The 11,721-nt window shown below is 51.2% G+C and carries 11 protein-coding genes; 2 read left to right on the top strand and 9 right to left on the bottom strand.

Annotation, left to right across the window (positions count from 1 at the left end):
- Positions 1-160 precede the first annotated feature (160 nt).
- Positions 161-328, bottom strand: a complete 168-nt coding sequence (locus tag NDI45_RS02025; RefSeq protein ID WP_190792716.1) for a hypothetical protein — start codon at positions 326-328, stop codon at positions 161-163.
- A gap of 376 nt (positions 329-704) precedes the next feature.
- Between NDI45_RS02025 and bchB the strand changes: the two genes are divergently transcribed.
- The gene (bchB, locus tag NDI45_RS02020) at positions 705-2,231 is read left to right on the top strand and encodes a ferredoxin:protochlorophyllide reductase (ATP-dependent) subunit B (protein WP_348245967.1); all 1,527 of its coding nucleotides are present in this window, start codon (positions 705-707) and stop codon (positions 2,229-2,231) included.
- A gap of 86 nt (positions 2,232-2,317) precedes the next feature.
- A complete protein-coding gene (locus NDI45_RS02015; RefSeq protein ID WP_190792714.1) occupies positions 2,318-2,593 on the top strand; it encodes a hypothetical protein in 276 nt (91 codons plus the stop codon).
- A gap of 2 nt (positions 2,594-2,595) precedes the next feature.
- Here NDI45_RS02015 and NDI45_RS02010 read toward each other — a convergent pair whose 3' ends face one another.
- The 8 genes from NDI45_RS02010 to NDI45_RS01975 all read right to left on the bottom strand — a co-directional run bounded on the left by NDI45_RS02010 (position 2,596) and on the right by NDI45_RS01975 (position 11,720).
- The gene (locus NDI45_RS02010; RefSeq protein ID WP_190792713.1) at positions 2,596-2,958 is read right to left on the bottom strand and encodes a VOC family protein; all 363 of its coding nucleotides are present in this window, start codon (positions 2,956-2,958) and stop codon (positions 2,596-2,598) included.
- Between the two features lie 33 nt (positions 2,959-2,991).
- Positions 2,992-3,993: an aromatic ring-hydroxylating dioxygenase subunit alpha gene (locus NDI45_RS02005; RefSeq protein WP_348245964.1), complete on the bottom strand. Its 1,002-nt coding sequence runs from the start codon at positions 3,991-3,993 to the stop codon at positions 2,992-2,994.
- A 24-nt stretch (positions 3,994-4,017) separates the two neighbouring features.
- Positions 4,018-5,010 carry an ABC transporter permease gene (locus NDI45_RS02000; RefSeq protein ID WP_190792711.1) on the bottom strand — a complete coding sequence of 331 codons (993 nt, stop codon included), beginning with the start codon at positions 5,008-5,010 and terminating at the stop codon, positions 4,018-4,020.
- A 120-nt stretch (positions 5,011-5,130) separates the two neighbouring features.
- Positions 5,131-6,174: an ABC transporter permease gene (locus NDI45_RS01995; protein ID WP_190792710.1), complete on the bottom strand. Its 1,044-nt coding sequence runs from the start codon at positions 6,172-6,174 to the stop codon at positions 5,131-5,133.
- Between the two features lie 17 nt (positions 6,175-6,191).
- Positions 6,192-7,736, bottom strand: coding sequence for an ATP-binding cassette domain-containing protein (locus tag NDI45_RS01990; RefSeq protein ID WP_348245962.1), 1,545 nt, complete (start codon positions 7,734-7,736; stop codon positions 6,192-6,194).
- Between the two features lie 97 nt (positions 7,737-7,833).
- Entirely contained in the window at positions 7,834-9,126 is a 1,293-nt protein-coding gene (locus NDI45_RS01985) for a BMP family ABC transporter substrate-binding protein (RefSeq protein ID WP_242067415.1), read from the bottom strand.
- Between the two features lie 803 nt (positions 9,127-9,929).
- The gene (locus tag NDI45_RS01980; protein WP_190792708.1) at positions 9,930-10,484 is read right to left on the bottom strand and encodes a DNA starvation/stationary phase protection protein; all 555 of its coding nucleotides are present in this window, start codon (positions 10,482-10,484) and stop codon (positions 9,930-9,932) included.
- 276 nt (positions 10,485-10,760) lie between these two features.
- Positions 10,761-11,720: a bestrophin family ion channel gene (locus tag NDI45_RS01975; RefSeq protein WP_348245959.1), complete on the bottom strand. Its 960-nt coding sequence runs from the start codon at positions 11,718-11,720 to the stop codon at positions 10,761-10,763.
- Position 11,721 lies beyond the last annotated feature (1 nt).

Below are 11,721 nucleotides of genomic sequence, written 5' to 3'. Positions count from 1 at the left end.
GGCATCCGTTAAATCGACGATGTAACGCTTCTGACTCATAATGATCTTCCTGGATTTGAGTCACCTTACCAGAAATAACCCCACCAGGCAAAGTTCCCTTGGCAGACTACTAGCCCCTTCTTAGAGAGCTTTTTAGTTAGAGAGCGATTCCCGATAGCTGCTAACGTCCCTCAACTTCTCCCGTAAAAAAGGCGCGAATAATCGTCCAGCCCATCCAAGCCAGTACGCTAAACGCTGCAATCAGCATCAAGGGTGCAAGCGCAGCTAATGGAGAGACGATCGTAACCAGAATCAGAGCCAGCAAAATCACTGTAACGATCGGATTCATGAGGAAATTTTAGGACACGGCTCTTTCAGGCTAAAGGTTGAGTAAGGCGATCGACCTCTAACAAAGGGTCGGTTTACGCTCTGTCTCACTCGAATCGATGTTAATCCCGACTCTGCTAGCAATCTCTGAAAATCGGTAACGAAGCATCAAGAATTATTGCCCGATCGCCCTCCTTCTCCCCACATGTAAAACGCCGCAGCCGAACCAGGAGAACAGTTTGAGCGATCGTTTCCACGCCAAAATATGTGAAGCATCTGCAGAAGTGCTTTCCCCAGTTTGCCGTAGGTTTGAGACAATCAAGAACAGCTTCAACCTTGATCCTCAGCCTCGTTGCCTTGTCGAGTGAAGACCCTCAGCATACGGAGATTTTCGGTTTATGAAATTGGCTTACTGGATGTATGCCGGACCCGCTCACATTGGCACGCTACGCATTGCCAGCTCCTTTAAAAACGTTCATGCCATCATGCACGCGCCTCTGGGGGACGATTATTTTAACGTCATGCGTTCCATGCTGGAGCGAGAGCGCGACTTTACGCCCGTGACGACAAGCGTGGTCGATCGCCATGTATTAGCGCGGGGATCGCAGGAAAAAGTGGTGGACAACATCACACGCAAAGATGCCGAAGAGCACCCCGATCTGATTGTGCTGACGCCAACCTGCACCTCCAGCATTCTCCAGGAAGACTTGCAAAACTTTGTCGAGCGTGCCCAGATCGAGGCAAAAGGCGATGTGCTGCTGGCGGATGTGAATCACTATCGCTTCAATGAGCTTCAGGCAGCCGATCGTACGCTTCAGCAAATCGTTCGGTTCTACATCGACAAAGCTCGCAAAAAAGGTGAACTGATCACCGACAAAACCGAGAAACCTTCGGTGAATATCATCGGTATCTCAACCCTGGGCTTCCACAATCAGCACGACTGCCGCGAACTGCGAAAGCTGATGGGCGATCTGGGCATTGAGGTGAATGTCGTGATTCCTGATCAAGCTTCGGTGCATGAGCTGAAAACCCTGCCGCGCGCCTGGTTTAACCTGCTACCCTATCGTGAACTGGGCTTGATGACCGCTGAATATTTGCAGGCGCAGTTTGGTACTCCGTTTGTGGATATCACGCCGATGGGTGTCGTAGAAACGGCACGGTGCATTCGGGCAATTCAGCAAATTGTCAACGCGCAGGGCGCAACCGTAGACTACGAACCCTTTATCGATGAGCAAACGCGGTTTGTGTCGCAGGCGGTCTGGTTTTCGCGATCGATCGACTGTCAGAACCTGACTGGAAAAAAAGCGGTCGTGTTTGGCGACAATACGCACGCGGCTGCTTTAACGAAAGTTTTGGTAAGAGAAATGGGCATTCGCGTTGTGCTGGCGGGAACGTACTGTAAATACGATGCGGAATGGTTTAGGGAACAGGTCAGCGAATACTGCGATGAAATCTTAATCAGCGAAGATAACGCCGAAATCGGAAATGCGATCGCCCGTTTAGAACCTGCCGCCATTTTTGGAACACAAATGGAACGTCACGTCGGCAAGCGTCTGGATATTCCCTGCGGCGTGATTGCGGCTCCGATTCATATTCAGAACTTCCCAGTTGGCTATCGTCCGTACGTGGGCTATGAAGGCGCAAACCAGCTTGTGGATCTGGTGTACAACTCCTTCACGTTGGGCATGGAAGATCACCTGCTGGAAATCTTTGGCGGTCACGATACCAAAGAAGTGATTACCAAAGGCATGTCGGCAGAATCTGACCTCAACTGGAGCAAAGATGGCTTAGCCGAACTGAATAAAATTCCCGGATTTGTGCGCGGCAAAGTGAAGCGAAATACCGAAAAGTTTGCCCGCGATCGAGGAATTGAATCGATTACGGCTGAGGTTTTATATGCTGCAAAAGAAGCAGTTGGTGCATAAGTTTTGAGACGGTGTTTGACATCAGAATGAGTGAAGTCCTTTAGAATAAGGGGTGGGCTAAGCCTGCCCTTATTTTTTGTTGAATGATGACTCCTGAAAACTTAGAATCTGAACGTCTCTATACTCGCTTTGTTGCGATCGCCAAAACCCTTCAAATTGTCGGCTGTTTGTTGATTGTAGCGATCGTCGTTTTCTTTTTAACCAGTGTTCGAGTGGTCGGCGCACCCGTTCCGCTGTCGCTGATTATGGTTTTGTTTTTGCTGATTGTCGTGCTGATTGGAATTATTTATTTAGCAACTCAGGGATTGATTGCGATCGTTGATTTACTGAGTCGAATCGAGCAGAATACGCGACCCGAATAGTATTACTCGCTGCGTCGAGTCCCAAAGAAACCTAACAAATTGCCAAACGGATCTTTGACCTGGCACATCCAGCTTCCATCGCCGCGATCGAGCGGACCGCGATATAAAACTGCACCCATTTGCATCGCTTTTTCCAGTGCAGTATCGAAACAGTCAACACGCCAGTAAGCGACCTGCCCGGCAGTTCCGGCAGAGACTTTGCGATCGGCTTCACTAAACCAGATTTCCTGATCACCCACCAACACAAAAAAATGATCGGGATGATCGAGATAGGTGATGGGAGCATCAAATAGTTTGGCATACCAAGCGGTTGCTTCATGACGATCGGGTACAAAATACATCAGTTCAACAATGCGCTGAAACATAGAATTTCTAACTCAAATTAATACGTTATTAGATCAGATCGTGCCATAAGTAACGCCTAACTGTTTGAGCCATTTGCGATAGGCAAGCGACCCTCGATCGCAGGGCAAATGAAATTCGAGCTGCGGGGTATAGAGCGGCAATTGTTGAGGCGAGTGGGATTCCAGATTTGCACCATCTTGAGCAAAAACTTTTTCCTGAAATGCTTGGGCGGCAGCTTCATCCATTTCTTCTTTGAAGTTGAACGTGAGGCACATCCAGCCAATCATCTCAACTTCGCTGACCGGTGTAACAAAGTAGAAAATATTGAGCAAATGTCCATTTGGCATTGTCTTTCGCAGCACGGCAACGAGTGGACGCAGTGCCCAGTAGTCATACTGCACAAACGCACCCTGCCCTGTACCGTCGGGGTCGGGCTGCCAGTAGCGAATGTCGTGGAGCCACACACCAGACTGATCGATCGTCACCTGGTAATCTTCCACTTCTGGCTTTTCGCGGCTGCCCAAAATGCCCTCATGCACAAAGGAGAAATGCGCCACGTCGAGGAAGTTTTCGATCGCCCGATAGCCGTTCGCGCTACAGGGATGAGGTCCAGTAATCACGCGACCGTACGCCGGATCATGCCACTCAGCAAAGTCGGGAATCTCCTGCTGCGGTTCTCCTAGAGAAACAAACACCAGTCCATATTTTTCCTGCACGGCATAGCGGCGAACGCAGGCTTGCTTGGGCGGAATGTAATCTGGATGAGCAGGCACATCAACACATCGACCGTCCGGGGCATAGGCTAACCCGTGATAGCTGCAAATGACGCGATCAGCGACAATTTTTCCCTGAGAGAGCTGCACACTGCGATGGGGACAGCGATCGTCCCAGGCACAAACCTCACCCGATTCAGTCCGCCAAAGTACCACATTGGCATCCAAAAGACGCACAGGAACGAGAACCCCCGGCTGAAGATCGACGGAACGGGCAACCCCATACCAGTCATTCCAGATCACAGAATCCGCTAGAGCTTTCTGCTGAACAGTTTGCTGCATCGTGTTCCTCCTATTTAACCCTGTTTAATCCTGCTGAAACACCCGTCCCAAGGCGGCAGGCGGCGTACTGTGAATCATTTGCCCGATCGATCGACTGACAGCAGGCGGAAGACGTTTGAGGAGCCGTTCGAGCCATTCACTTGAAGTCAATACGAGGAATAAAATCATCAATACAAATGGAGCAACGGTGAGAACCTGCGTGGGAACGTTGGGTAACGCACTTTGGGCAACGCTGGCTAAAGATTGGAGAATGCCAAACAGATAGCAGCCAAACGCAGCCCGTAACGGATTCCAGCCGCCGAAGATGACGATCGCCAATACAATCCAGCCATAGCCTGCGGTATGCCGATGACTCCAGCCCGCTTTGAAGTCGAGCGAAAACGCTGCTCCGGCAATGCCCATCAACGCGCCGCCCAATAGGGTATAAAGATAGCGCATCAGCACCACATTCGTTCCACGCACAAACGCCGCCGCAGGCTGTTCGCCGATCGCCCTCAGCATCAGTCCCGGACGGGTGCGATAAAAGAAAAACGCCGTGCCAATAATCAGCAGATAACTGCAATACACGAGCAAATCGCTTTGAAACAAAAGCGGTCCCAAGAGCGGAATATTTTGCAGCAGCGGCAGCTTGAAACTGGGCACAACCGGACCCGGAATTCGCACAAACGGGTTGCCCAAAAACGAAGACAAATCAGCACAAAGCAATGCCAGCACAAACCCGATCGCCACCTGAGATTGCTGAAGCGTCAGTGCCCCAAAAGCCACGATGAGCGCGATCGCTGCCCCCGTAATCGCCGCCGCCCCAAATCCCAACAGCAAGCAGGGCACTGTACCCAGTCCTTCAGTGGTTTTCGCGACCGCAAAGCCGACCATGGCTGAAAGCAAAATGGTTCCTTCAGCAGAGAGGTTGATGACGCCAGCCCGTTCGGTAATCGTTTCGCCGACGGCAGCAAAAATCAGGGGCGTGGAGGTAGCGATCGCGACGGCGAGAATGGCGATGATTTGGGCAGGAGTCATGCGGGTAGAGAGGGGATGAGTGGAAGGGTGAGGGGACGGGGAAATGGGAGGAGCAGGGAATAGGATTCAGGATCTTGTGGAGTGGGTGTCCTGACGTGCCCATCGCCGCAAATTTTTGGGTTAGCTTGTGGGTTGCGTAGGCGATTGTTTGCGCTGGCTGAAGCCCCGTCCTAGGAGGGCGAAGAGAACGATCGTGCCCTGGATGACGCCGGAGAGAGAGGATTCTAGATCGAGCGCGAGGGGAAGTTGAAGGCTGCCAATGTTGAGGGCACTGAAGAAAAAGCCGATCGGGAGAATCAGCCACGCATTCGAGCCGATGAGCATGGCGATCAGCAGCGACAAATAGCCCAGATTGCTGGAAACGGTGGGAATCAAGCGATGGAAGACGGCAAGCACCTGCAATGCGCCCGCGAGTCCGGCACAGGCTCCGCAAATCGCAAACGCGCTCAAAAGCTGCTGAATGGATGGGATGCCGAGAACGTAGGAGGCTCGCAGGTTTTGACCCACCGCTTTGAGCTTCAGCCCGAAGTAAGTACCGCGCATGACCACGATCGTCGCTGCCAGCACCAGCAGAGCCAGAATTAAGGCGATCGGACTTGCTCCTGTGCTGCCAAAGGTAGGTAGCCAGAGGGATTCGCTAAACTGCTCTGTGCCGCTCATGGAGGCAACGCCCGGACGTTTCCAGGGACCAAAAATCAGATAAATTGCCAGCCCGTCGGCGACAAAGTTAAGTCCTAGTCCGGCAAAGATTTCATTGATGCGCCCGTAGACGTTGAGGATGCCTGTCAGCAGTCCCCACAATGCCCCGCCCACAATGCCTGCCCCAATTGCCAGCACAATCACCACAAACGGCGGCAGCACATCCTGAAACAATTGAATCGGAACCATGGAGGCGATCGCCCCGAAGGAAATCTGTCCCTCAATGCCCAGGTTATACAGCCCAGCCGTGAAGGTAAACAGCAGTCCACAGGTGCAAAGCACGAGCGGAACCAGCGTCATCACGACCCGCGCAACCTGATCAGAAGTGCTAAATGCCCCAGAAAACATATTCGTCAGCACCTCGATCGGAGAACCGCCCACCAGAACAATGACAACGGCAATAAACAGCAGCGATAAAACGATCGCGCTGGCTTGATAAACAGTCGATTGAGAAAGTTTGGGCATGGCGAGAAGATGGGAAACTAACCCATGACGTTTTGCTTGGTCGATTGCTTTGCAATTTCCGGTGTAGGGTAATCAGGCGGGCTATCTGCGTTGAGCAGCGCATCAAATCGACCGCCAATCATCTGTCCCAGGCGATCGACTGTCAACTGTGAAGCATCAATCGGCTGAGACATTTTCCCACTGCTGAATACAATCACCCGATCGCTGTACTGCATAATCTCATCGAGATCGGAAGAGGTAAACAAGATCGTTGTGCCGCCTTCGCATCGGGCAATCAACTGCTGCCAGACCCACAGCGTAGACTCAATATCCAAGCCGCGAGTCGGCTGTTCCATTAACAGGAGGTTGAGCGGGACAGGTAAAAGCGAAAGCTGGGTACGCTGCTGGTTGCCGCCGGAAAGCCGCTCGACTGTGCTGCTCGGTTTGCCACGAATGTTAAACAGGGCGATCGATCGCTGGGTTTTGTCCAGAATGTCTTTCCAATCAATAAACCAGCTTTTCGCAGGAGTCCGCAGGGCAACGTGCTCTTGAATGGTTAAACCCGGAATCAGTCCTTCTCGGAGGCGATCGGCGGGCGAGTAGCCAATTCCCCCATTCAGATACGCCGGATAAGGCTGCTGCGTGAGGTTTTGTCCGTTAACGCAAATTTGTCCGGTAGGCGTTTTGAGCAGTCCGGCGCAAAGCTGAAGCAAAAGCTGTTGACCGCTGCCTTCGAGCCCGGCTAAGCCAACGACCTCGCCCTGATTCACCGTGAGCCGATCGATCCGAATCTGAAGCCGATCGCTGATCAGCATCACGTTTTCCAGATCGAGGGCAATTTGGTCTCGCTGGGTCGGCGGTTTGACGGGAGGAGCCAGTTCATGTCCAAAGATCAGGTTAATTAGCTCAGCCTCAGCACAGGGCACGGGCAAATTTCCCACCACCTGACCCTGACGCATCACAGTGAGGCGGTCGCACAACTGATTCACGTCTTCGAGCTTGTGCGATACAAAAATCACCGATTTACCCTGGTCTGCTAACTTGCGCGCTGCTGCAAACAAAGCGTCTTTCTGGGCTGCCGAAATGCCAGTCGTTGGCTCATCCAAAATCAGCGTATTCACGCCCAGTGAAAGCAAGCGCAAAATCTCAAGCTGCTGCCGTTCGCCGACGGTAAGATTGCCCACTTTGGCGTAGAGATTCAAATCAAAATTAAATTGAGCTGCTAACTCCCGAAACTGCCGCACGACCTGCGATCGAGCCATTAGCAGACTGCCCGACTTGCCCACCATAAAATTTTCCAGGACGCTTAGGGGCGGAAAATCGAGCGGATCTTGGTGCAGCATTCCGATTCCGACCTTCATCGCATCGGCGGGTGTGCGAATCTCGGTTTCCCTACCGTCCAGCAGCAATCGACCGGAATCCTTGGTGATAAAGCCGCTGAGAATCTTGACCAGTGTACTTTTTCCCGCACCGTTTTCGCCCAGCAGTCCGTGGATGCTCCCTGCCTCGACCGTAAGCGAAATGCGATCGTTTGCCTGAACCGTGCCGAACCGCTTGCTGATGTCCTGAAGTTCAACTCTCATAGCAAATCCCTGAAGAGGCAAATTCCTGAAAGGCGGCAGAAAAAAGGCAAAGGGATCAGCCATTGGTCTGACCCCCCTTTCTTTATTATGAGCTGATTTACTTGCTGGCTCCTTCCATTCCCTCTAATAGCTGGGGCATATACCAAATCTCTTGATCGGTTGCCGTCTTACCATCTGCTACAAAGGTGCTGCCGTCTTGGAGCTTAATCGGACCCTTGTACGGGTTAATGCTGCCATCGCCCAAGCCCTGAATGAACTTGTCCAGCGAGGCTTTCTGGTCGCCTAGCGCGTTCCCCGGCAGGAAGCCAATCATCGAGGCTGGGGCGTTAATGTCCTTCCAGTCGGGACCGAGCCAGACAAACTCACTTGGCATTTCACCGCCCATCGTTTTCTGGATCGCCGTCTCATAAGGAATTCCCCAGTTGTAGTAGGGCACGCCTAAGCAGATATCAGGAGCCAGATCGCAGCCGCCCTTAAAGTCGTAGTGGACATACTTCACGGCTTTGCCTGCCTCCGCCGCTTTCTTCGCCTGGGCAGACACTTCGGGCGTGTCAATTCCCGACATCACCACATCGTAGCCGCCGTTGTAATAGTCATCTGCCACTTTAGTCGGGTCGAGCGTTTTACCCGGAATGTTAAACCAGAAGCCGATCCAGGTGACTTTGAAATCCAGGTCAGCCGCTGCCTTGTTGCGATAGTTTTCCCAGCAGTGCTTTGCGCCCAGATAAGCCGCGGAAGTGTATCGACGAGTTTCATCGTTGATCAACGGACCAACGTAGCCGATCTTGCCGCTCTCGGAACCCAGGGCAGCGGCACAGCCTGCAATCATTTTGCCGTACTCCATCCGCCCCATGATATTACCCAGGTTCGGCTGATTCTTGAAGTTCTGACCCTCTTTCCAGGCATAGTCGCCCGACGCATGAACGACCGCCACATCAGAATGCTTTTTTGCCGTCTCCAGCGCATCGTCTTTAAAGTCATCCGAGTTGAAGATGACCATTTTTGCGCCTTTAGAAATCAGATCATCAGCAACCTGTGCGCCTGTGATGTTGGGGCGATCGGCAGGGTTGACCTTATCCACATACTCAAACTTAAGGTCGGGCATTCTTTGGAGAACTTCCTGCATTCCGTCGTAGTGTGCCTGGTTCCAACCCGAATCGTTGCGCGGACCCACCAGCACCATCCCGACCGTAAAGGGATCACCGCCCCCCGCCGCTGCACCATCCGCCGCCGGACTCGAAGTGGTTGCCGTGGGGGAGTTTGAAGAAGTACCGCAGCCAACAATTAGGCCAAGCGTAATGGAAAACAGCGCAACGCTGCGCCAGAACCCACGCAGATAAAACCGTACCGGAGAAACTATTTGCTCTAACAAGCGAATCATCTTGTTCATTGAATTAGTTTGAGACGCAAAAACCAACGAATGGCACAATTGCAGAAATTGAACAGAACTTCGTTACGAAACTTTTAGGATACGATGCTCAACCCGCTTTGGCAGAGCAGCAGGATTCGCAGATGGTTTAAAGGTCACACTTGACTTACGCACAGATTGTTCACGCACAGATTGTTTACGAATGATTTAGGGAAAGCAATCTAATAAACCCCGATCGAAACTTTACTATCCTGCCCAAGCACCCTGCCCAAGCACCCTGCCCAATTGCCTCGCCCAATCAACTGACGGTCAGCAGACGTTTGGACAAGCGATGTTGTCGATCGCCGTAAAACGCATGCATCACCCGTTGATTATAGGCTGCACTAGGCTGGCACTAGGCTGATCATAGGCGAAAAGTTGAGAACCTGGCAGCAAAGGAATTTTAATCTGTGGAAGCGAGAAATTACCTAACTTTGAGATTCCTTTCGATCGCTTAATCTGCCTTTTCAATAAACGGTAGTGATCACAACAAACAGCCTCATTATGATTGCTGACCCAGTCGGAAATTGTAGTTCAAATTACAGTCGTACAAACTGAATGAGTCGCTCGATCGGATGAAGTGTGAGCATCCCGGTTCTACAAAAAAGCCGCCCATCCCATCACGGGAGAGACAGCTTATTTTCTCTACTTATTTTCCCTGGGGAATTGGGCTAAGGACTTGAGGAGTTACTGTTGCCCTTGACCAAATATCTACAAGGGGAATCCCTGTAAGGGGGAACTGCTTCGCCTTGCAGCGTTACTCTGGGAGGTTAACCCAAAAACGGCTAATTGACACTCGCTAGCGTAAATGCCGGAGTCAGGCTGTCATGCGCCAGGAAGTGATCCAGGTGGAACGCTCGATCTTCGGTTTGCAGCAAGATTTGCTCATAGAGCAGGCGCGTGGCTCGATCGCCTAAACTCTCTGCTTGAGCTGCCTGCTGCCGAATGACTCCAATGATTGCCTGCTCTGCTGCTAAGTCATGGACAACCATATCTCGACAAGAGAAAATGCCGTCCGGTTCTACAGTGAAGCAGCAGAGTTCTGCCAGTTTGGTGAAGCTTGCTGCTGGAACGCCGCCCAGACCGTTGAGCCGCTCACCAATGGCGTGAACGTGATCCTGCACTTTTCCGTATGCCTCATCAAAGAACTGATGCAGCGAATAAAATTCTGCACCTTCCACCACAAAATGATGCTTTTGATATTGCAAATAGAGGGCTTGAAAGCTCGCTAAAGTGATATTTAGTCCTTCACAAATCGCTGTGGTAACGTTTTTCTCCAGCAGGATTGGATTGTCCCGAACCTGGTCGAAAGCTTGAATAGCGGATGCGATCGTTACCATATAAGTTTCCTCTCTCAGCAGATAGAACTGCTAGCTATCGTTGGCTGTTATCCGGGTGAGGAAAGATCAACGATTCAACATTGATAATTCCTGCTTTGCCTTTAATCTAGAGGAGAGTTTATCGAACCGTCAACTATTAAAAAATACTTTGCAGTAATCTAATAGAAATCATTTGCAATTATTCGCAAGGAGTAATTATCTACCAAACAGCAGATGCTTCTTCTTCAGCCTTTTCGTCGAGCGATTTCCTTACATCAAATTCGATTGAGCTTAAAGTTAACTCACGCTTTCACGCTGAGAAGTTTGCTCTAGAAAAGGGGGAATATGCCGCTTTCTTTGCAGGGCGCTGCTTGGCTCCAGCAGCATCAGTTCCTCAATGTTTTGTTGGATGGTGGCACAAATGCTATCGAGCGGTAAGTCGTTTGCGTCGTGACCAAAAGGATTTTCAATCTCAATTCCAATTTCCTCGATCCCAAACATAATGAAGCTAATTAAAATGACGATCGCCACTGTCCATCCATGCAGCTCTGCCACAAATTGAAATGGCAGCGTCAGGGAATAAAGTAGCAAAACCTGCTTGAGGTGAATTCCGTAAGCCAGCGGCATGGGCGTTTTCAAAATGCGTTCGCAGCCTCCCAGACAATCTACCATTGCATTGAGCGACTGCTGCATCTGAGAAAACTGATAGACATTCAGGCATTCCCGCTGATATTGATACTGCAAATAATCCTGAATCCAGAAGGCAATTTCGAGCGGCGGATTATGCAGTGTTTTAAGCGTGCAGTACTGCGAATGAGGCACTAATTTTTCTAGCTCCTCATTTACCGGTTCCTGCCTCAGATGCCGCTTCACTGCAACTGAAAATCCAGCTAGCAAAGACAAAATAATTTGCTTATTCTGGCGATCTTGCAGATCTTTTTCAATAACCGAAACCCAAATTTGTCGTGCCAAATTGCGAGTGGCGTTCACAAGACTGCCCCACAGCTTCCGTCCCTCCCAAAACCGCTCGTAGGCAGTATTGGTGCGAAACACCAGCATCAGCCCCAGGACGACATTTGGAATCACGCCCGCTAACACAGGCAGACCCACCGGATAACCTAATCGATCGAGCAGCACAACGCCGATCGCAAAGAGCCCACACACCAAGGTACGCGGCAAAACTGCCGGAATCACCGATCCTCGCAGCCGCAGCGCCGATCGAAACCAGGATTGCTGCGTTTTCTTAACTTTATGCATG

This window comes from Leptolyngbya sp. GB1-A1, assembly GCF_039962475.1.
In the GTDB taxonomy this organism is placed as follows: Bacteria; Cyanobacteriota; Cyanobacteriia; order Elainellales; family Elainellaceae; genus Leptolyngbya_A.
The sequence above is the reverse complement of the archived record's forward strand: the minus strand, read 5'-3'. Positions and strand labels throughout refer to the sequence as shown.